Source organism: Bosea sp. RAC05 (assembly GCF_001713455.1).
Taxonomy (GTDB): domain Bacteria; phylum Pseudomonadota; class Alphaproteobacteria; order Rhizobiales; family Beijerinckiaceae; genus Allobosea.
The window spans coordinates 4,532,504-4,552,767 of the sequence record NZ_CP016464.1 but is presented as its reverse complement, the minus strand read 5'-3'; the positions used below and the strand labels follow the sequence as shown (position 1 = coordinate 4,552,767).

21 protein-coding genes and 1 tRNA gene are annotated in these 20,264 nt (G+C 69.9%); 9 read left to right on the top strand and 13 right to left on the bottom strand.

Features of this window, described 5'->3' with window-relative positions:
* Positions 1-12: 12 nt before the first annotated feature.
* Positions 13-1,050: a TRAP transporter substrate-binding protein gene (locus BSY19_RS25045; RefSeq protein WP_069056534.1), complete on the top strand. Its 1,038-nt coding sequence runs from the start codon at positions 13-15 to the stop codon at positions 1,048-1,050.
* Between the two features lie 57 nt (positions 1,051-1,107).
* Here the strand turns inward: BSY19_RS25045 and BSY19_RS25040 are convergent, their stop codons facing one another.
* The 5 genes from BSY19_RS25040 to BSY19_RS25020 form a co-directional block, all read right to left on the bottom strand.
* Positions 1,108-1,908 carry an enoyl-CoA hydratase/isomerase family protein gene (locus BSY19_RS25040; RefSeq protein WP_069056533.1) on the bottom strand — a complete coding sequence of 267 codons (801 nt, stop codon included), beginning with the start codon at positions 1,906-1,908 and terminating at the stop codon, positions 1,108-1,110.
* 2 nt (positions 1,909-1,910) lie between these two features.
* Positions 1,911-2,735 (bottom strand): ABC transporter ATP-binding protein, encoded by an 825-nt coding sequence (locus tag BSY19_RS25035; protein WP_069056532.1) that lies wholly within the window; start codon positions 2,733-2,735, stop codon positions 1,911-1,913.
* A 10-nt stretch (positions 2,736-2,745) separates the two neighbouring features.
* Positions 2,746-3,255 (bottom strand): MaoC/PaaZ C-terminal domain-containing protein, encoded by a 510-nt coding sequence (locus tag BSY19_RS25030; protein WP_069056531.1) that lies wholly within the window; start codon positions 3,253-3,255, stop codon positions 2,746-2,748.
* Between the two features lie 47 nt (positions 3,256-3,302).
* Positions 3,303-4,301 carry an ABC transporter substrate-binding protein gene (locus BSY19_RS25025; RefSeq protein WP_069056530.1) on the bottom strand — a complete coding sequence of 333 codons (999 nt, stop codon included), beginning with the start codon at positions 4,299-4,301 and terminating at the stop codon, positions 3,303-3,305.
* Positions 4,302-4,365: 64 nt separating this feature from the next.
* A complete protein-coding gene (locus BSY19_RS25020; RefSeq protein ID WP_069056529.1) occupies positions 4,366-5,220 on the bottom strand; it encodes an ABC transporter permease in 855 nt (284 codons plus the stop codon).
* A gap of 194 nt (positions 5,221-5,414) precedes the next feature.
* Here BSY19_RS25020 and BSY19_RS25015 point away from each other — a divergent pair, with 194 nt between their 5' ends.
* Positions 5,415-6,350: a ketopantoate reductase family protein gene (locus BSY19_RS25015; protein WP_069056528.1), complete on the top strand. Its 936-nt coding sequence runs from the start codon at positions 5,415-5,417 to the stop codon at positions 6,348-6,350.
* A gap of 3 nt (positions 6,351-6,353) precedes the next feature.
* Here BSY19_RS25015 and BSY19_RS25010 read toward each other — a convergent pair whose 3' ends face one another.
* Positions 6,354-7,991 carry an acyl CoA:acetate/3-ketoacid CoA transferase gene (locus BSY19_RS25010; protein WP_083247823.1) on the bottom strand — a complete coding sequence of 546 codons (1,638 nt, stop codon included), beginning with the start codon at positions 7,989-7,991 and terminating at the stop codon, positions 6,354-6,356.
* A 156-nt stretch (positions 7,992-8,147) separates the two neighbouring features.
* Here BSY19_RS25010 and BSY19_RS25005 point away from each other — a divergent pair, with 156 nt between their 5' ends.
* From BSY19_RS25005 to BSY19_RS24990, 4 genes are read left to right on the top strand one after another with little or no spacing between them, the layout of a single operon-like run.
* Complete coding sequence (locus tag BSY19_RS25005; RefSeq protein WP_069056527.1) at positions 8,148-8,891, top strand: 3-ketoacyl-ACP reductase; 744 nt, start codon at positions 8,148-8,150, stop codon at positions 8,889-8,891.
* A gap of 13 nt (positions 8,892-8,904) precedes the next feature.
* Positions 8,905-9,591 carry a DUF4286 family protein gene (locus BSY19_RS25000; protein WP_069056526.1) on the top strand — a complete coding sequence of 229 codons (687 nt, stop codon included), beginning with the start codon at positions 8,905-8,907 and terminating at the stop codon, positions 9,589-9,591.
* Positions 9,592-9,627: 36 nt separating this feature from the next.
* The gene (locus BSY19_RS24995) at positions 9,628-10,707 is read left to right on the top strand and encodes a LacI family DNA-binding transcriptional regulator (protein ID WP_069056525.1); all 1,080 of its coding nucleotides are present in this window, start codon (positions 9,628-9,630) and stop codon (positions 10,705-10,707) included.
* A 34-nt stretch (positions 10,708-10,741) separates the two neighbouring features.
* Positions 10,742-11,563: a shikimate dehydrogenase family protein gene (locus BSY19_RS24990; protein WP_069056524.1), complete on the top strand. Its 822-nt coding sequence runs from the start codon at positions 10,742-10,744 to the stop codon at positions 11,561-11,563.
* Between the two features lie 16 nt (positions 11,564-11,579).
* Here BSY19_RS24990 and BSY19_RS24985 read toward each other — a convergent pair whose 3' ends face one another.
* From BSY19_RS24985 to cpdR, 3 genes are all read right to left on the bottom strand, one after another.
* Entirely contained in the window at positions 11,580-12,611 is a 1,032-nt protein-coding gene (locus tag BSY19_RS24985; RefSeq protein WP_069056523.1) for a Gfo/Idh/MocA family protein, read from the bottom strand.
* A gap of 315 nt (positions 12,612-12,926) precedes the next feature.
* Positions 12,927-13,001 (bottom strand) — tRNA-Val (locus BSY19_RS24980).
* A 152-nt stretch (positions 13,002-13,153) separates the two neighbouring features.
* Positions 13,154-13,513, bottom strand: a complete 360-nt coding sequence (gene cpdR / locus BSY19_RS24975; protein WP_038363805.1) for a cell cycle two-component system response regulator CpdR — start codon at positions 13,511-13,513, stop codon at positions 13,154-13,156.
* A gap of 261 nt (positions 13,514-13,774) precedes the next feature.
* On the opposite strand from cpdR, the gene BSY19_RS24970 reads away from it, so the two are divergent.
* Complete coding sequence (locus BSY19_RS24970; RefSeq protein WP_083247822.1) at positions 13,775-14,695, top strand: N-formylglutamate amidohydrolase; 921 nt, start codon at positions 13,775-13,777, stop codon at positions 14,693-14,695.
* 331 nt (positions 14,696-15,026) lie between these two features.
* Positions 15,027-15,809, top strand: coding sequence for a histidinol-phosphatase (hisN, locus tag BSY19_RS24965; RefSeq protein WP_069056522.1), 783 nt, complete (start codon positions 15,027-15,029; stop codon positions 15,807-15,809).
* Here the strand turns inward: hisN and BSY19_RS24960 are convergent.
* Entirely contained in the window at positions 15,714-16,778 is a 1,065-nt protein-coding gene (locus BSY19_RS24960) for an alpha/beta hydrolase (RefSeq protein WP_069056521.1), read from the bottom strand. The two genes, hisN and BSY19_RS24960, sit on opposite strands and share 96 nt — an antisense overlap.
* 209 nt (positions 16,779-16,987) lie before the next feature.
* Between BSY19_RS24960 and BSY19_RS24955 the strand changes: the two genes are divergently transcribed.
* The gene (locus tag BSY19_RS24955; RefSeq protein ID WP_069057381.1) at positions 16,988-17,461 is read left to right on the top strand and encodes an Hsp20 family protein; all 474 of its coding nucleotides are present in this window, start codon (positions 16,988-16,990) and stop codon (positions 17,459-17,461) included.
* Positions 17,462-17,544: 83 nt separating this feature from the next.
* Here the strand turns inward: BSY19_RS24955 and BSY19_RS24950 are convergent, their stop codons facing one another.
* The 3 genes from BSY19_RS24950 to BSY19_RS24940 all read right to left on the bottom strand — a co-directional run bounded on the left by BSY19_RS24950 (position 17,545) and on the right by BSY19_RS24940 (position 20,076).
* On the bottom strand, positions 17,545-18,480 hold the full coding sequence (locus BSY19_RS24950; RefSeq protein WP_069056520.1) for a hypothetical protein: 936 nt from the start codon (positions 18,478-18,480) through the stop codon (positions 17,545-17,547).
* Positions 18,481-18,569: 89 nt separating this feature from the next.
* Positions 18,570-19,634: a threonine aldolase family protein gene (locus BSY19_RS24945; RefSeq protein WP_069056519.1), complete on the bottom strand. Its 1,065-nt coding sequence runs from the start codon at positions 19,632-19,634 to the stop codon at positions 18,570-18,572.
* A gap of 49 nt (positions 19,635-19,683) precedes the next feature.
* Entirely contained in the window at positions 19,684-20,076 is a 393-nt protein-coding gene (locus BSY19_RS24940; RefSeq protein ID WP_069056518.1) for an MAPEG family protein, read from the bottom strand.
* Positions 20,077-20,264: the final 188 nt, after the last annotated feature.

The window sequence follows — 20,264 nt, the reverse complement described above, 5'->3', positions numbered from 1 at the left end:
GAGAAGCTTGCGATGAAACGCCTGGTCCCGATCGTCACCCTTGCCGCCGCCCTCCTCAGTGGAGCCGCGCACGCCCAGGGCCTGCCCGCCACGAGCTTCAATGCCGTCGGCAGCATCGGCAATCTGTCAATGTACACCAACCGCGAGGTGCCGTTCTGGAACGAGACGGTGCCGAAGGAATCCGGCGGCGCCATCAAGGTGCAGGTCAAGCCCTTCACCGAGCTGGGCTTCAAGGGGCCCGAGATCTTCCGCCTCGTCTCGGCCGGCACGCTGCAGTTCGCCACCACCGTGCTGAACTACAATTCGGGCGAGGTCCCGATGAACGAGGCGGCCGACCTCGTCGGCCTCGTCGGCTCGGTCGAGGAGTTGCAGAAGGTCGTCGACGCGTTCCGCCCGACCTTTGCGAAGTTCCTCGAGGAGAAGCACGGCCTCAAGCTGCTTGGGTTCGGCACCTATCAGGCCCAGGTGATCTATTGCCGCGACGCCTTCACCAAGGTGTCCGACCTCAAGGGCCGCAAGGTCCGCGCGTCGGGCGCCTCGCAGCAGGCCTTCGTCAGCCATATCGGCGGATCGCCGATCAACCTCGCCTTCGCCGAGGTCCAGCCGGCGCTCGCCAGCGGCGTGATCGACTGCGCCATCACCGGCGCTCTCTCCGGCTATCGCTCGAAATGGCATGAGAACGCGAAGTTCATCTCGCCGATGCCGATCAATTTCGGGCTCTCCGCCCAACTCGCCAATCTGAAGTGGTGGAACACGCTCGATCCGAAGGTTCAGGCCTTCCTGACCACCAACCTGCGCAAGCTCGAGGATTCGATCTTCGAGCAGGCCAAGACGGAGACCCAGACCGGCCTCGACTGCAACACCGGCAAGGCCTGCAGCGAGGGGCCGCCGGCCGCGATGAAGCTCGTGCCGGTGACGCCGGAGGACGAGGCGCTGCGCAAGGATGCACTGACCAAGGTCATCCTGCCGGCCTTCGCCGGTCGCTGCGGGGCGGAATGCGTCACGACCTGGAACGGCACGATCGGCGCCTTCCTGAAGCTGAAGATCTGACGAAAGCCGTGGCGCTTCGCCCCCCGGGGCGAGGCGCCATCACGGCCTGCGCCGCCGTCAGCGGCCGCTGAAGCGGGGCGCCCGCTTCTCGAAGAAGGCGCTGGCGCCCTCCTGCAGATCGGCGCTGTCGAATATCCGCTGCTGGGCGACGTTGGCGCGCGACAGTCCTGCGTCCACCGGCAGATCCACAGCCAGATCGACGAGTTCCTTGGCGAGGCGGTTCGAGAGCGGTCCGCGTTCGCAGATCGTCCTGGCCAGCGTCCGCGCCGCGGCGAGCGCGGTCTCGCCCTCGGCCACCTCGTTGACGAGCCCCCAGGCGAGGGCCGTCTCGCTGGCGACCGTCAGGCCGGAAAACAGCATCTGCTTGGCACGCGCCGGCCCGACCAGCTGCGTCAGCCGGATGGCGCCGCTGCCGGCGAGCCCGCCGAGCCGGCATTCGGGCAGGCCGACCGGGACGCCCGCGCGCAGGATGCGCAGATCGCAGGACAGCGCGATCTCGAAACCGCCCCCCAGGGCCGGCCCGTCGATCGCGGCGATGGTGGGCATCGGCAGCCTCGCCAGATTGCGCAGGACCATGTCCTCGAACAGGATCTTGCGCTCGCTGGCGTCGGCGCCGAGCGGACCGAATTCCTTGATGTCGCTGCCGGCGCAGAAGGCGCGTGCGTCTGCGCCATGCAGGATGACGCAGCGCAGATCGGAGCGGCCTGCGAGTTCACCGAGGATGGTGTTGAGCTGCCGCAGGAGCGGGCGCGTCACCAGATTGAGCGGCCCGTTGGCGAGGACGATCTCCGCCACCGGCCCGTGCTCGGTCAGCACAGCGCCGGCTGTCGCCGGAGCGTCGGCGCTATCTTCGGCCATGCTCAGGCCGCGCTCTGCTGGGGCAGGGTGATGCCGTGGAGCACGCCCATGCGCTCGAACTGGTGGTGGATGCGGTCGACATAGGCCGCGAAGGCTGCGGCATCGCCGAGCACGATCGGGCGCGGGCGCGGCAGGTCGACCTCGATGTCGTCGATCACCTCGCCCGGGCTCGGGCTCATCACCAGGATGCGATCGGAGAGGCCGACCGCCTCCTCGACGCTGTGGGTGATGAAGAGCACGGTCGGGCGCCGGCGCAGCCACAGGCTTTCCAGATCGGTGCGGACCTGCAGGCGGGTGAGGGCGTCGAGCGCGCCGAAGGGCTCGTCCATCAGGATCAGCGGCGGTTCGTGGACGAGGGTGCGGATCAGCGAGACGCGCTGGCGCATGCCGCCCGAGAGCTGGTTTGGGTACTTGTCCATCGCATGCTCGAGCCGCAGCTGCGCGAAGAGGTCCTTGGCGCGGCGCGCCAGGGTCTCCCGGTCGAGCCCGCGAATGTCGGCATGCAGCATGACGTTTTCGAAGGCGGTGCGGAAATCGAGCAGGAGATGGTCCTGGAAGGCGATGCCGAGATCGGTGAGGGGCCGGGTCACAAGGCGGCCATCGACCGTGATCTCGCCCGTCGAGCGGGCGAGCAGCCCGGCGACCATCAGCATCAGCGTGCTCTTGCCGCAGCCCGAGGCTCCGACGACCGAGATGAACTGGCCGGCGGGAATCGTGATGTCGAGCGGCTTCAGGGCGCGGAAGGGCTTCTCGTCCTCTGCCCCGAAGATCTTCGAGACGTTGCGGATCTGGATCGTCACACCGGACTTCTGGTCGTGAGCGGGCATGGCCTGTCCGTCAGTTGGCCGCAGGGGCGGTGGTCGAGGCCGCGACGGCATCGAGCGGGACCTTGGAGACCAGCAGGACCTTGCGGCCCTGCTGCACGAGGGTGCCGTCCTGCTTGACGACCTTGACCTCGAAGGTCGCGATCGCCTGCGTCGGCCGCGAGCGGCTGTCGCGCAGTTCGGCGAGTTCGTAGTCGACGAAGATGGTGTCGCCGACGAAGACGGGCCCGACGAAGCGCCAGCCGTCGATGCCGAGGAAGGCGACCGCCGTCTCGCGCAGCTCGCCGGTGCGCGCCCACATCAGGCCATGGGCATAGGCGAGACCGAGCATGCCATGCGCGACCCGGCGCCCGAACTGGCTGCTCTGCGCGTAGACGTCGCTGGTGTGCAGCTCCGAATAGTCGCCGGTCAGCCCCGAGAAGCCGACGAGGTCGGCATCGGTGATCGTCCGGCCGGGGCTGCGGAAGCGCATCCCGACCGAGAGATCGTCATAGCGGTAGCCCAGTCTCGGTCTGTCCTGCATGGCGTGCGCCGTCGTCCTGGTGATGAGGGAAGCGGGAGCGCCTGCGCTCACTTGCAGGCGCGCATCTCGCTGGCCGCCGGCAGGTAGTCATTGGTGTAGTAGCTCTTGGGGTCCTGGCCCTCGGGCAGGAGCTTGACCTCGGAGAGCAGGGCCTGGGTGCGGGTCCAGTGGGCGTCCTCGGCCTTGCCGATGAACTTGGCGCCGCCGCTGCAGAAGAGCGGGGTGATGGCGGCGAGCTCGGCGGTGGCGAGCTTGACGTTGACGTCCGGGAACAGCGTCTTGACGTGCTCGATCGCCTTGGTCGGGTTGTCGAGCGCGAAGGACCAGCCCTTCAGGCTCGCGGCGATGAACTTCTTCAGCACCTCGGGATTCTGCTTGATGAAGTCGTTCGAGGCGAAGATCGAGGTCGCGACGGTGGGCACGCCATGGTCGGCGAAGGGGAAGTTGGTCAGCTCGGCGCCCTGCATCTCGAGCTGGATCTGGTAGGCGTCGAGCGAGCCGAGAATGGCATCGACCTGGCCCTGCAGCAGCGAGGGAACCATCGCGGCCACCGGCATGTTGATCAGCGTCATGTCCGATTCCTTCAGGCCGTTGGCCTTCAGCAGGAGCGGCAGCATGGGGCCCTGGGAGGAACCGGCGGGAACGCCGACCTTCTTGCCCTTGAGATCGGCGATGGACTTGATGCCGGTCTTCTTGAGCGCGTTCACCGAGTTCGGGTTCGACTGGTAGACGGTCGAGACGATCTTCATCGGCGCGCCCTTGGAGATCAGCTGGCTGACCGCCACGGCATCGGCATAGGCGAGCTGCGAGCGCCCGCTGGCGACGAGCTGGGCGGTGTTGCCCGAGCCGTTGCCCTGCACGACCGTCACATCGAGGCCGGCGGCCTTGTAGAAGCCTTCGCCGACGGCGGCGGCGAAGCCGGCATTGGGCCCGCCCGCGGTCCAGTTGAGCTGGAAGGTGACCGGCGTCTGTGCCAGCGCGGCGGACAGGCCAAGGCCGGCGGCAAAGGCCGTGGCCACGATCGAACGGTTGATCCAGTGCTTCATGTGACGTCCTCCCTCTGTTTTTTGTCGTGAATGCTTGTCGTGAAAGCCGTTCGCGGTCCGCGGCTCAGCGGCGCCCGCCGCGCTGCCACGGCGTCATCAGCCACTCGCTGAATTCGACCGCGTAGTTGATGACGATGCCGATGATGGTGAGCACCACGAGCACGGCGAAGGTCAGCTCGATGTCGAGCGTGCTGGTGCCGCGCAGCAGCACATAGCCGAGGCCCTGATTGGCGCCGACGAACTCCGCCACGATGGCCGCCGTCGCGGCGATCGTCGCCGAGGTCTTGATGCCCGCGAAGATCACCGGCAGCGCCGCCGGGAAGCGCAGATACCAGAAGGTCTGCCAGGTGCTCGCCCCCATCGACTGCGTCAGATAGAGCAGCCGCTGATCGAGGATCTGGAAGCCGCTGATGCTGGCCAGCAGCAGCGGGAAGAAGGTCATCAGCAGCGTCAGCAGGACCTTCGATTCCATGCCGAAGCCGAGCCAGACCAGGAAGAGCGGCGCGACCGCGATCTTCGGAACGAGCTGGAGCAGCATGATCGGCGGATAGAGCGTCTGCTTGGCGAGCGGCGAGAGCGCGATCAGCAGGCCGAGCGGAATCGCCAGCACGACCGTCAGCCCGAAGCCGAGCACGATCTCGGTCAGCGTGACCTTGGCGTTGAGCCAGAGCATCGCGGCATCGGTGATCACGCGCTGGAAGACGGCGCCCGGGGCCGGCAGCAGATAGGCCGGAATCTTGAAGATCTGAATCGAGAGCGACCAGAAGCCGACGATCGCGACGAAGGTCAGCGGCGGGATCAGATTCCAGCCGATCATCCGCAGCCGCCGCATCATGGGCGAGCGCCGCTGCGGCGCCTGCTCCGTCGCGGCGGGGCCACCGAAATCGGACGCCGCTCGCGACGCCATCTGCGAAGCCATCCCCGGCTCTCCTTCCCTGACGAACGGCGCCGGTCCCCGAAAGGCCGCGCTCTTCACGAGGCGTGGCGACGCCACCGCGCGCCGTCCTCCTGTCGATGCCCGAACGCTAGTGCAGCTTCGGCGGCGTGACAAGCAAAATGTATCCGCTTACATTCGCGGTTCGGAGGCATCCGCCCTCCGCGCGGGAGGGGGCGATGAGGGATCCGCATGTCGTGGTCGCCGGGGCCGGGGCGATGGGCAGCCTGTTCGGCGGCCTTCTCGCCGAGAACGGGCTGCGCGTGACCCTGCTGGTGCGGCGCGAGGCGGATGCCGCCGGTCTTCGCGAGCGCGGGCTGCGCATCCTGGGCGAGGGTGGCGAGCGAACCGTGCCGATCGGCGCCGCCCATTCGGTGGCCGACGTGCCTGCTGCGGACATCGTCTTCGTCCAGTGCAAGGCGCATGCGACGCGGGCGGTCAGTCGCGCCGTGGCGCCGCTGATGCGGCCCGGTGCCATCGCGGTCAGCTTCCAGAACGGTCTCGGCAATGAGGAGATCATGGCGGAATCGCTGGGGGCGGGCGCCGTGCTCGGCGGCCTGACCTCGCTGGGTGCGACGCTGGAAGAGCCCGGTGTCGTGCGCAGCTATGCCGTGCTGCCGACGCTGGTCGGAGAGATGGCCGGCGGCGTGTCGCCGCGGGCCGAGGCGCTGGCGGCGCTGATGAGCGCCCATGGCATCCCGACGCAGGCCAGCGACGCCATCGTCACCGAGAAATGGCGGAAGCTGATGCTCAACGTGGCGATGTCGGCGACGAGCGGGCTGACGGGGCTGACGATCGGTGGTGTCGCCGGCCTGCCGGCTCTGGCCGTGGTCGCGCGGCGCGCCATGGACGAGGCCGCCGCCGTGGCGCAGGCCTGCGGGGTCGATCTGCCTCCCGAGACGCGCTACCGGGTCTTCGACGGCATCGTGGCGAGCGGCGCGGCGCGCAACAAGACCAGCATGCGCCGCGACATCGAGGCCGGGCGTCCGAGCGAGGTCGAGGCGATCTATGGCAGCGTCATCGCGCGTGGCCACGCCAAGGGCGTCCCGACGCCGACGCTCGAGGCCTTCGCGGCCCTGATGCTCGGGCTGGAACGGGCGCGCGACGAGGTCTGAGCCTCAGGCCGGCTCGGCCACGCCCGCGACGCGCCGGGGGCTGTCCTTCAGGCCCAGCCGGCGTCGCGGCTGGCGCGCCTGCGAGCCGAGCGCCGCGATGTCGCGCTTCAGGCCCATCGGCTCGGCGGCGAAGAGGCGCGCATCCATCGTCCTGAGATCGGCCGCGATGGCGGGGCGGAAATCCATATGCGCGACGATGTCGCGCTCGATGTCGATGCCGGGCGCGACCTCGCAGAGTTCGAGCCCGCTGGCGCCGACCCGGAAGACCGCGCGCTCGGTGACGAAGACCGCCTCGCGCCCCTGCTCGCGGGCGAAGCGCCCATTGTAGCAGATCTGCTCGACGGAGCGGACGAACTTGCGGCTGCGGCCTTCCTGCAGGATGCGCAACTGCCCGTCCGTGGTGGCGATCTGCAGCCCGCCGGCGGTGAAGGTGCCGCTGAACACGACCTTGCGGGCGTTCTGGCTGATGTTCACGAAGCCGCCGATGCCGACGATGGTGTCGCCGAAGCGGCTGACATTGACATGGCCCTCGCCATCGACCTCAGCGAAGGAGAGGAAGGCGATGTCGAGCCCACCGCCATCGTAGAAGTCGAACTGGTAGGGCTGGTCGACCATCGCGTCGTAATTCTGCGCGGCGCCCGAATCCGGCCCGGTCAGCGGCGCGCCGCCGACGAAGCCCTGCTCGTTGGTCAGCACGACCTCGTCGAGGAAGCCTTCCTCCGCCGCGACCGCCGAGACGCCCGTCGAAATGCCGGCGCCGAGATTGCACACCGCGCCGGGGCGGATCTCCATGGCCGCGCGGCGGGCGACGATCTTGCGCTCGGTGAAGGGCAGCCGGCGCAGGCCTTCCAGCGGAATGCGCATCTCGCCGGAATAGCTGGGATTGTAGTCGCTCCAGTAGGTCTGGCGCTGGTTCTCGTCGACGACGACATGGTCGACGAGGATGCCGGGGATCTTCACCGCCCGCTGCGGCAGCGTCCCGCGCCGCGCCAGCCGCTTGACCTGTACGACGACGACCGCGCCGAGGCGCCGGCCCGCCTGGGCGGAGGAGAGCATCTCGCCGGGCACCGCCTCCTGCTCCATGGTGATGTTGCCGTCCTCGTCGGCGGTGGTGCCGCGCAGCAGCACGACATCGAGCGGGAAGGGCTTGAAGCGCAGCCATTCCTCGCCGCCGATCTCCAGCAGTTCGACCAGGTCCTCGCGCGCCGAGGCGCTCTGCCGCGCGCCGCGCTGGCGCGGATCGACGAAGGTGTGTAGCCCGGTCTTGGTGATGACGCCGGGGCGGCCGGCCGCGATCTCGCGCGTCATCTGCGCGATCACGCCCTGCGGCAGGGTATAGGACTCGATCAAATCCTTCTGCGCCAGCTCGATCAGCGGCGGGGAATCGACCAGCGCGCCGGTGATGCTGCGCTTGAGCATGCCCGGGTGGCGGAAGCGCGCCGCACCCTTCAGCTTGCGGTCGCCAATGCCCACCGCGTGGATCAGGCAGAGGTCGCGCGGGGCGCCGGTCTCGAGAAAGCGGGCCTCGATCGCTTCCAGTACGGCTTCCGGCACGCAGTGGCCGCCGCCCGAGCCGCTGACCAGGATGCTGTCGCCGGGCTGGATGAGCGAGGCGGCCTCGCTCGCGCTGATCACCTTCATCGGTCGCTTCCTCGCTGCGTCCGGCATCGGAGCGATTGACTTTCGCAGCCGGTTTTGTAACCGCTTGCATAGAATTGGGAGTCGACCAGTGTCAAGTCCGAGCGGTCCTGCCCCGACCCTGAGTGGCCCTGCCGGCATGGCCGCGGGGACGATGCCGTGAAACGCGTCGCGATCGTCACCGGCGCGGGCCGCGGCATCGGTGCGGCGATCGCGCAGGCGCTCGCAGCCGCCGGCTTCGTCGTGGCGCGCGTCAGCCGGGAGCCGTCCGCCGAAGTGCAGGCCGTCCCGGCCGGGCCGGGCGCCTACTACAGCTGCGACGTCGCCGATCTGGCGGGCCATGCCGCGCTGATCGAGCGGATCGCCGCCGATCTCGGCGAGCCCGACTGCCTGGTCAACAATGCCGGGATCACCTCGCGCCAACGCGGCGACCTGCTCGATCTCTCGCCGGAGAGCTACGACGACACGCTTTCGGTCAATCTCCGGGCGGGCTTCTTCCTGACGCAGGCGTTCGCGCGCCGGCGGCTGGCGAAGGCGCCGGGCCAGCCGGGCTCGATCGTCTTCATCGGCTCGGCCAATGCCGAGATCGTCGGCGAGAACCGCGCCGATTACTGCATCAGCAAGGCCGGCGTCGGCATGATGGCGAAGCTGTTCGCGGCGCGCCTGGCCGCCGACGGCATTGCCGTGTTCGAGGTCCGGCCGGGCGTGATCCGCACGGCGATGACGGCGCCGGCCACCGAGAAATACGATGCGCTGCTCGCGGCCGGCGGCATTCCGATGCAGCGTTGGGGGGAGCCTTCCGATGTCGGTCGCACCGTCGCCGCGCTCGTCACGGGGGCGATCCCCTATGCGACCGGCATCCACATCGATGTCGGCGGCGGGCTGCAGTTGCACAGGGTCTGAAGGAGAGAGCGACGTGGCATTGGCGGGCAAGGGCGTGCTGGCGATCTGGAACGGCATCGCCGACGAGGCGGAGGCCGATTTCGTCGCCTGGCATATCGGCGAGCACATCCCCGAGCGCGTCGCCGTGCCGGGTTTCCTGCGCGGGCGCCGCTATGTGGCGCAGCGGGGCGCGCCGAAATACTTCAACTTCTACGAGACGGAGACTCCCGAGGTGCTGGTCTCGCCGGACTATCTGGCCCGGCTGAACGCGCCTTCGCCCTGGACGCAGCGGGTGGTCCGGCATTTCCGCGAGACCTCGCGGACGATCTGCCGTGTCGCGCAGAGCAGCGGCCTCGGCGACGGGGCCTTCGTCGCGACGCTCCGGCTGGCCGCGCGCGGGGAGCGTGACGCATTCTTCGCCAGTCTCGGTGCGGTGATGGGCCACCTGCAGGCGGCGCCGTCGATCGTCGCGGTGCATCTGCTCGAAGGGCAGGGTGGTGGCGGCGGCGCGACGGCCGAGAAGGCGCTGCGCGGCGAGCCCGACCAGACGGCGGACTGGATCCTGCTGGTCGAAGCCGTCGAGGCCGCGCCGCTGGAGGCAGCGCTCTCCGCCCATGCGGCGCCGGCGACGCTGTCGGCCTTCGCATCCGGCTACGATGCGGCGCGCGATTGTGGCATCTACCGGCTGCAATACGGGCTGGCGAGAGGGCAGATCGCCTGACATCCAGCTCATCTTCTGTCGGGAGCGATGAACCCCATGGCGAGGGTCAAGACAGCCGCGACGGCCGAGGCCGTCGCCACCCCCGAGGCGACGGCGGAGGCGCCCCGCAGCGTCGGGCTGCGCGAGGTGGCGCGCGCGGCCGGGGTCTCGACGGCGACGGTCTCGCGCGCAATCAACAATCCCGACGTCGTCTCCGCCGATCTGCGCGAGCGCATTGCGATCGCGGTCGAGCAGCTCGGCTGGGTGCCGGACGGGGCGGCGCGGGCGCTGAGCACGCGCCGGTCGCAGACCATCGGGGCGGTCTTCCCGGCGCTGTCGGTCGGCGATTTCGCCCATGCGACGCAGGCCATCCAGTCGGAGCTGTCGCGGGCCGGCTACACGCTCCTGCTCGCCTGCTCCGATTATGATCCCGAACTCGAAATTCGCCAGGTGCGCAAATTCGTCGAGCGGGGCGTCGATGGCCTCATCCTGGTGGGGCAGGCGCACCATCCCGAACTGCTGCCCTTCCTCACCCGTCGCGGCATGCCCTTCGTCAACACCTTCGTCTACGATCCGCAGACCCACGGCACCTGCGTCGGCCCCGACAACCGCAAGGCGCTGATGATGATGACGGACCATCTGGCCGATCTGGGCCATGTCCGCTTCGGCGTGATCGCCCAGTCGACCCGCAACAACGACCGCGCCAGCGCCCGTCTCGACGGCATTCGCGATGCGCTCGCCCAGCGCGGCCTGGCCGTGCGGCCGCAGCATTTCGCGATGGGCGAATGGTCCATCGCCGACGGTCGCAAGCTGCTGCGGCAATTGCTGGAGACGCAGCCGATCCCGACCGCCATCATCTGCGGCAATGCCCATCTCGCGGTCGGTGCCGTGCTCGAGGCGCTCGCCCTGGGCATCCGGCTGCCCGACGATCTCTCGATCGTGGGTTACGACGACATCGAGATCATGAGCCATCTGCCCGTGCCGGTCACCACGGTGCGCGTGCCGGGCGCCGAGATCGGCCAGGTCGCGGCGCAGGTGCTGATCGCGCGGCTGGAGGGGCTGGACTGCTCGGCCTCCTTCGAGGCGGAGGCCGAACTGGTGATCCGGGCCTCCTCCGGGCCCCCGCCGCAGATCTGAGCCCTCTGATCCGCTCGTCCGAAAAGGTTGCCCGATGCCCGCAGATGCTCCCCAGCCCGCGATCAGCGGCACCACACGGCTCCTCGGTTTCCTGGGCGACCCGGTCATCCATGCGCGCTCGCCGCAGAACTTCAATCCGCGGCTCGCCGCATCGGGGCATGATGCGGTGCTGGTGCCACTGCATGTTCCGGCCGATCGCTTCGAGGCCGCGATCCCCGGCCTGCTCGCGCTCGCCAATCTCGACGGCCTCGTCGTCACCATGCCCTACAAGGAGCGCCTGATCCCCTGGCTCGACAGCATCAGCGAGCGGGCGCGCGACGTGGGGGCGGTGAATGCGGCGCGGCGCCTGCCGGACGGCCGATGGGTCGGCGACATCTTCGACGGCATCGGGCTCGTCGGCGCGGTCGGGAGCCTCGGGCTCTCGCCCGCGGGGATGCGCGCGGGCCTCGTCGGGGCCGGCGGAGCCGGAGCGGCGATCGCCTTCGCGCTGGCGGAAGCGGGCGTCTCGGCGCTCTCGATCGTCGATCAGAACGAGGCCAGGGCCAGCCAGCTCTGCGCCCGCATCGCGGCCAAGGGCCGGCTTGCGCCCAAGGCGGGCCGCTTCGCCGTGGGCGATCTCGATCTGCTCGTGCATGCGACGCCGGTCGGGATGATGCCGGAGGACGGCATCGCCATCGACATCGCCGGCCTGTCCGCCCGCACCGCCGTCGTCGACATCGTCACCAAGCCCTCGACGCCGCTGCTGCGGGCGGCGACCGAGGCCGGCTGCCGCGTGGCCGGCGGCGGCGCCATGGTCGCGGCACAGACGGCGGCGATCGCCCGCTTCCTGGGCTATGCGCTGGTCGAGCAGGTCTGAAACCCGGGCGGCCGGCTCAGCCCGTCTCGACCGCAACCCGGCCCGGGCTCTGGCCTGCGGCGATCAGCGCATCGATCAGGCGGTGGACCACCAGCGCATCCTCGCCCGTGATCTTCGGGGGGCGCTTCTGCCGGATGGCCTCGACGAAATCGGCCATCACCGCCCGGTGGTGATCATGCGGGAACGCCATCGGGTCGGCGCCGGTGCCGCCCGCACTTTTGTCGGCCTCGATCGTGGTGCGGGTGCCGTCCTGCCAGGCGATGTCGAGCGCGGTGCCGACGAGCGAGGCCGTCGCATGGCGGCAGATCAGCTCGATCCGCTCGGGGAAGCCGGGATAGGCGGCCGTCGTCGCATCGATGGTGCCGACCGCCCCGTTGGCGAAGCGCACCGCGGCGCAGACCATGTCCTCGGTTTCCATGCGGTGGATCGGGCTGGTCAGGGCATAGCCGCCGACCTCCGTGACCGGGCCGGCGAGACTCAGCATCAGGTCGAGCGTGTGGATGCCCTGCGAGAGCAGCACGCCACCGCCATCGCGCGCGAAGCTGCCGCGGCCGGGCTCGTCGTAATAGGATTGCGGCCGCCAGAGCCGGATCACGGTCGAGCAGCCGACGATCTCGCCCAGGCGGCCGGAAGTGAGATGCTCCGCCAGCGTGATCGCCGCCGGCTTGAAGCGATGCTGCAGCACGATGCCGAGCGTCACCCCGGCGGCGCGACAGGTCGCGACCAGTTCCTGCGAACGCGCGGTGGTGATGTCGAGCGGCTTTTCCAGCAGGATGTGCTTGCCCGCCTGGGCGCAGCGCCGGGCGATGTCGAGATGCGTGTTGGCCGGCGTCAGCACCAGAATCGCCTCGACGGTCTCGTCCGCCAGCAGGGCTTCCAGATTGTCGCAGAGCGGGAAGGGGAAGCGCGCGCCGAAGGCCGCCCGCCGTTCGGCGCTGGGGCTGTAGGCGCCGACGACCTCGACCCGGTCCTCGAGGTCGACGAGGCCCCGGGCATGGGGCGTCACGGCCATGCCGAGCCCGACGATCCCAATGCGCAGCCTGCTCATGCTCTCAACTCCGCGGTTCAGGGGCCGCGCCAGCACAGCGGCGCCAGCGTCAGCGAGGGTCTTGCAGGGGCTCGGCGCCGTCACCGGCGCCTCAGCCGAAGGGCAGGAGCGCCCGGACCACGTCTACCATACGGGTTCTGCGAATGCGGGCCCTTGCGAGAGACCATCACGCCGGGCGCCGGTGTCAATGCGCCAATGGCCAGGCTCATCCTTCGGCCGATCCCGGGCCCGGCCCGCAGCCGCCCGGCTGACGCGGCCATGGACCCCGGCCAAACAAAAACCCTGCAAGCCGGAGGCTTGCAGGGTTTTCGAAAATGGTGGGCGCGACAGGGATCGAACCTGTGACCCCTACGATGTCAACGTAGTGCTCTCCCGCTGAGCTACGCGCCCGTCTGCCGCGTCGGGAAATCGTCGCGGCGGTCGGAACAGGCCCCGCCGTTTCCGGGCGACCATGTTGCGAGGTGTGCGGCTATAGCCGCTCGTCTCGAGGCTGGCAAGGCGCTTTGTGTAGAAAGCCTCGCAGGCTCCCGGCGCCCGTGCCGTCAGGCCGCCAGCAGCTTCTCGACCTCGTTCACCAGCTCGCGCAGGTGGAAGGGCTTGGAGAGCACCTTGGCATCCTTGGGCGTCTGCGAATCGGGGTTGAGCGCCACCGCCGCGAAGCCGGTGATGAACATCACCTTGATGTCGGGGTCGAGCTCGGTGGCGCGGCGCGCCAGCTCGATGCCGTCCATCTCGGGCATGACGATGTCGGTCAGGAGCAGCTCGAAGGGCTCTTCGCGCAGCCGGTTGTAGGCTGACAGCCCGTTGTCGAAGGAGGCCACGTCGTAGCCCGCATTCTGCAGGGCCTTGACCAGGAACCGGCGCATGTCGTTGTCGTCTTCGGCGAGGAGTATCTTGGTCATGGGCCTGATCTGTCCGTCCCGTAAGGCCTGTGTTCTGGTGCAGCGGAAGCCGGCGAGGCACCCCGGTCCCGTTCTCGTCTGGTTTTCGCGCCCCAACCCTGCGCGCCTGCGGCGGCAGGGTTATCGGCCCGCCCCCGCAGTGGGAACCCACGGTTTCTATAAGGCATCAGCATGGTAAACAACGGGTGAATCCGTGACCGATACCGGCCCTGCGGGCGCAGCCCTTCAACCCCGCGGCGTTGTGTGCTTGTGTTCGGGTCGATGAGCGATCCCTCCGCCCCGTTTCCGCCCGGTCCCGACGACGTCGTCCGCGAGATCGAGCGGCCCTACACGCTGTACCAGCCGGCGCTGCACATCGTTCCCGTGGTGGTGGACGTGCCCCATGCGGGCCGGCGCTACCCGCGGGCTTTCGTCGAGCGGGCGCGGCTGCCGCTGCGCTCGCTGCGCCGCTCGGAAGACGCCTATGTCGACCGGCTGTTCGGCCGCAGCGTGGCGCTGGGCGCGCCGCTCCTCGTCGCCGAGTTTCCGCGCGCCTATCTCGACGTCAACCGCGAGCCCTATGAGCTCGATCCGCGGATGTTCGACGGGCGGCTGCCGCCCTTCGCCAACACCCGCTCGCTGCGGGTCGCGGGCGGGCTCGGCACGATTCCCCGCATCGTCGGCGACGCGCACGAGATCTATTTCGGGCGGATTCCGGTCGAGGAGGCGCTGTCGCGCATCGACGGGCTCTACCGCCCCTATCATGCCGGGCTGCGCGACCTCGTGCAGCGCACGCAGCGCGCCTTCGGCACCTGCATCCTGGTCGACGCGCATTCGATGCCCTCGACCGGGCTCGACCGCGACGGGCCGGCCAAGCCCGACATCATCCTGGGAGACCGCTTCGGCACCAGCGCGGCGGGCTATGTCACCGACATCGCGGAAGCCGCCTTCGCCCGTCTCGGGCTGCGCGTGACCCGCAACCGTCCCTATGCCGGGGGCTTCATCACCGAGCATTACGGCGCGCCGAGCACCGGCGTGCACACGCTGCAGATCGAGATCAACCGCGCCCTCTACATGGACGAGGCGACGCTCTTGCCCCATGCCGGCTTCGCAGAGCTGGAACAGGCGATCACCGGGGCGATGGCGGAGTGCTTCGCGCGCTGGAGCGGCTGGCTCGACGACTACCGCCAGGCGGCCGAGTAGCGGCGCGCGAGGGTCGTTGCCGTCGCAACAGAAAAAAGGGCCGCACACTTTCGTGGCGGCCCAAGTCTAGGGAGGAAACGCCCAAGGAGGGCAACGAAGGCTTGAGGTCATCGCCCCTTCGCAGTGCACAATATGACGGTGCAGCGCAAAAAAGCAAGTGGCCTGACCAAATTTTTGCGAGTGCGAAGGGCGGATGGGGCATGCGCCAGACGCAGGGCAGGCGAGGTCACGGTCAAGCGCCCGGCCTCCGGCGCTTGCCTTCCGGCGGCCGGCCGCCCATCACCGGGGCGCTGCGGCGCGGCGCCTGCATCGGCCGCGCAGGGGGGATATGATGAGTGCTGTCGATTTCGGGGCCTTCGTGGCGGATCTCGCCACCCAGTCGGGCCGGGCGATCCTGCCCTTCTTCCGGGCCCATCACGGGCTCGAGGACAAGTCGGGCGGCGGCGTCTTCGACCCCGTGACCGAGGCCGATCGGGCGGGCGAGATGGTGATGCGCCAGATGATCCGGCGCCAGTTCCCGGCCCATGGCGTGCTCGGCGAGGAGTTCGGCAGCGAGAACACCGAGGCCGAGTATGTCTGGGTCCTCGATCCGATCGACGGCACCCGGGCCTTCATCTCCGGGATTCCCGTCTGGGGCACGCTGATCGGCCTGACGCGCGGCGGGGTGCCGGTCTACGGCATGATGCATCAGCCCTTCACCGGCGAGCGCTACTCCGGCGATGGCGGCGAGGCGCGCTATGACGGGCCGGGCGGCCCGCGCATCCTGCGCACGCGGCCGGTGTCCAGCCTGGCCGCCGCGACGCTGATGACGACCTCGCCCGCCCTGTTCAAGGGCGACGAGGCGCAGGCCTATGGCCGCGTCGAGAGCGCGGTGCGCCTCGCCCGCTATGGCTGCGACTGCTACGCCTACTGCATGCTGGCCGCCGGCCATGTCGATCTCGTCATCGAGAGCGGGCTGAAGCCCTACGACATCGTCGCCCTGATCCCGATCATCGAGGGGGCGGGCGGCATCGTCACCTCATGGGACGGGTGCAGCGCCGCCGGGGGCGGGCGCATCCTCGCCGCCGCCAACAAGGCGCTGCATGAGGCTGCGCTGGCGCGGCTCGCCGGCTGAACCGGCGCCGGCTGCGAGGTCCGCGTCCTCGCCCGGGATGAAGGCGTCGAAGGCGGCCCAGAACTGCGCCCGTATCGCGTCGCTCTCCATCAGGATCTCGTGGCGCGCCTCGCGCAGGATCAGCGCCTGGCCGGTCTTGAGCCGCGCGGCGAAGCGCTCGATCGCGGGTGTCGAGACGATCCGGTCGCGCCCGGCGGCGATGACGAGGGTCGGCACCCGGACCTCGCGGGCGGCATGGGGGGCCGCGAGCCGGGCCATCAGGCGAAAGGCGGTCCTGACCCAGGCGATGGTGGGGTCGCCGATGCTGAGATGGCGCGCCGCCGCCGAGAGCGCGCTGTTGCGTGCATAGCGGACTGGGTCGCCGGTGAGGCGGTTGCCCTCGAAGGGCTTGGTGGCGATGGCCGTGTCGCCGCCGCCGGGCACGAAATTCTTGCCGAAGCCGAGCCAGAACAGCGCGCCGGCCAGCCGGCGGGCCCGGCGCGGCTTCTCGATGACGGTCAGTTCCAGCATCGGCGCGAGCGCGACGAGCCGGGCGACGGGCAGCCGGTCGTTGCGCGCGGCGTCGAGACACAGCGCGGCGCCCATCGAATGGGCAAGCGCGAAATAGGGTCCGGGCAAGCGCTCCTGCATCTGCGCCATGGCCAAAGCGAGATCGGCTTCGTAATGGCGCAGCCGGCCGACATGGCCCTTGCGCGCACGGCTGACGAAGCGCTGCGAGCCGCCCTGGCCGCGCCAGTCGAAGGTCAGCACATGGAAGCCGCGGCGGCGCAGTTCCCCCACCGTCTCGCCATAGCGCTCGATGAACTCGGCCCGGCCCTGCACGAGCAGGATGGTGCCGTGGACCGGTTTCACCGTGGGGCGCCAGCTGGCGAAGCGCAGCTGCGCCCCGTCGCGCGTCCGGGCGGTCCAGGCGCGGCCATGGCCCGGCGGCGGATAGTCGGGATGAGCGAAGAGTTCGGCGTCGGCCATGGCGGCTTCCCGGCGGCTGGCGCGATCCCGGCGGTGACGCAGCCCTGATCCGCCCTACCGCTTATGCCCGTCCGGGAGGGCTCTTGAAAAGCCGAAAACGCTATCCCAGATCAGCTCTGCGCAGGCCGGAACGGCTGCGCGACCCCAGACCGGGCCCGCGCTCATCACGAGGCGGGCCGGACACGAACGTCGCTTCTTTGGAGGACATCATGCGTCAATTCGATCTTTCCCCGCTCTATCGCTCGACCGTCGGCTTCGATCGTCTGTTCTCGCTGCTCGACCAGGTCGGCAGCGCCGAGACGGCCCCGAGCTACCCGCCCTACAACATCGAGCGTACGGCCGAGAACGCCTACCGCATCACCATCGCGGTCGCCGGCTTCGGCGAGTCCGACCTCTCGATCGAGAGCAAGGAGAACGCGCTGACGGTGCGCGGCGAGAAGCAGGCCAACGACAATGGCGAGAAGCGCGAGATCCTGCATCAGGGCATCGCCGCGCGTGCCTTCGAGCGCCGTTTCCAGCTCGCCGACTACGTCCAGGTGACGGGCGCGAGCCTCGAGAACGGGCTGCTCCACATCGATCTCGTGCGCGAGATTCCCGAGGCGAAGAAGCCGCGCCAGATCGCGATCGGCACCGGCAGCGCCAAGGTGATCGAAGCCAAGGTCGAGGCCGCCAAGGCCGCCTGACCAGGCCGCCCTCGGTCTTTATGGTCGGCAGGGCGCCCCCGGGGAACCGGGGGCGCCTTATTTGTGCGGTGGAGGCCGCCGTCTCAATCCATCGGCACGACGGGAACAGCGGGGGTCTCGGGCCGGGGCTGGGCCGAGGTCGAATCCTGCGGCTGGACCGGTGGAAGCTGCGCCGGGATGCCGGGATTGTCGGAGCGGGCGAGCGGCGGCGTACGCTCGCCGGTCTCGCTGCCGCGGACATCGCTCGGGTTGACCAGGCGGGGCTTCTCCGCACCCGTGGCCGGGTCGGTGGTGCCCGGCGTCGGCGCCGCCGGTGCGGTGGGGGCAGGTGGCATGCTCGTGGCGGGAGCCGCAGCCTCGGCCGGGGGCTTGGGGGCGGGCGGGGCCGGCTCGGCCCGTGGCGGGGCGGCGGGGGCGGGCGGGGTCTGTGTCGCCGGTGCGCTGGCCGAGGCCGGAGCCTTGCGCTCCTGCGTGGGTGCCGGCTCGGCCTTGGGCGGCGCGGCGGGCGAGGGCGGGATCACCGTGGCGGGCGCGGTCGCCTGGCCGGGCGGCTTGAGCGGGGCGGGCCGCTCGGGCGGTTGTGGCGTGAGGCGCGGCGCGCGCGGCCTGGGCTCGTCGCGCGGGTCGGTCCGGGCGACGCGAGGGGCCGTGCGCGGCGGGGCCTGGAGGACGATCTCGTCGAGAACCTGCCCGCTATAGGGGTCGAGGATCAGCCTGACGCGGGCGCCCGAGCGGGTGCGGCCATCGACGACATAGGCCGAGCCGGTCGCGATGGTGCGGTCGACGCGCGTGAGCCCATAGTCACGCGCCGCGATGCGGCCCAGAGCCCGCTGCGGAATCGGTGCCGGGGGGCGCGGGGCGAGGTAGCGATAGCCATAGCCGAAGCGCTGCTCGAGATAGGGCGCGTCGTCATAGAGATAGTACTGGGCCGATGCGGAGCCGGTCGCGCCGGCGAGGGCACCGGCGACGGCCACCCCCATCAACGTGCTGCGCCGCGCCGCGGTCGATCGAATGGCCATGGGGAGCATCCCTTTCCAAGGACGAACTGACAGGTCTTCAGTCTTCCTTAGGGATTGCGGCGGGGGTGGGGCTGAAACCGGGAGCGATGTCAGCCAACGCGCGCCGTGAACAGGGCAATGAGGCGTTCCACCTCGGCCTCCGGCGTCGCGAAGGACATGACGAAGCGGCCGACGACCTCCCCTTCGGCCAGGGCCTCGCCCTCCGGAAGGGCGCGCGCCGACCAGTCGAGATAGCCGACGCCGGCCGCCTTCAGCCGTGCCTGCAGGGCGGGGGACAAGATCGGAAACACTTCATTGGCCTGGCAGGGCCAGGCGAGGCGGGCCTGACCGCTGGCCACGACGGCCTGGGCGAGGCGTTGCGCCAGCGCATTGGCGTGGCGGGCCAGATCGAGCCAGTGCCCGTCGGCGAGCAGCCCCTCGAACTGGGCGCCGATCAGCCGGCCCTTGGAGAGCGTCTGGCCGGCGCGCTTGCGGCGCCATTTCATCTCGGCCGCGCGGGCGGGGTCGAAGAACACGACGGCTTCCGCCGCCCAGGCGCCGTTCTTGGTGCCACCGAAGGTGAGCACGTCGACGCCGGCCTTCCAGGTCGTCTCCGCGGGGCTGCAGCCCAGCGTCACCAGCGCATTGGCGAAGCGGGCGCCGTCCATGTGCAGGGCCAGGCCGCGCGGCGCGGCGGCCGCCTTCAGCGCCCGGATCTCGTCGGGGGTGTAGATGGTGCCGCACTCGGTCGCCTGGGTGATCGAGAGCGCCTGCGGCTGGACCTGGTGCAGCGCGCCCTCGCGGAAGCGCGCCAGCGTCTGCGTCACGTCCGCGGGCGCGAGCTTGTTGCCGGCGCCGGGCAGGCCGATCAGCTTGGCGCCGTCGCTGAAGAACTCCGGCGCGCCGCATTCGTCGTCGGCGACATGGCTCTCGTCATGGGTGATCACGGCGCCCCAGGGGCGGGTCAGGCTCGCCAGCGCCAGGGCATTGGCCGCCGTGCCGCTGGTGACGAGGAAGACCGCGACCTCCCGCTCGAAGATCTCGGCGATGCGTCGCTCGGCGGCCTGCGTCCAGCCATCCGTGCCATAGGCCGAGGCCGCCCCGTCATTGGCGGCGGCGATCGCGGCCATGACCTTCGGGCTCGCGCCCGCGATGTTGTCGCTGATGAAGTTCATGCCGTCTGCGATAGAGCCCGGCGGCGCCGGCGCCAAGAGCTCGCGGCGCCTACCTGACCAGCGCCTGCACGAGCAGCGTCAGCGCCGCCGCGATCAGGGCCGCGAAGGTCGCGACCATGCCGGCGACGCGGAAGCGCAGATCCTCGTCGAGATGCGAGACGCCCCAGGCATGGCTCGCCCGGCCGACGAGGAGGAGCAGGCAGAGCCCGTGCAGCAGCAGGCCAGGTGCGCCACGAAACTCGGCCATCGCCAGCAGCAGCAGGGCGAGCGGCGTGTATTCGGCGAAATTGCCGTGGACCCGGACCCGCCGCTCGAGCTCGCGGTCGCCGGCGGTGCCGATGGCGACGCGGCCGCTGCGCCGCTGCCGGACCACGGCCAGCGACAGCATCACGAAGAGGAGTGCCAGCAGCGCGGCATAGATGGGGACGATGACGAGGGGCATGACGGGGTCCGCCGGCGGATTGCGGGGTTCCGTTCTAGGCTGCCGCCGTCTCGGCCGCCAGTGCGCCATTTGCGGCGATCCGACAGGAAGTGTGCGTCGGGTTGACGCCTTCATCCCGGAAATGTCGAGGCTGCCTCTGAAATGAACATAAAATTTCGCGGCTGCGCCGAATCACCGCTTGTGCGGAG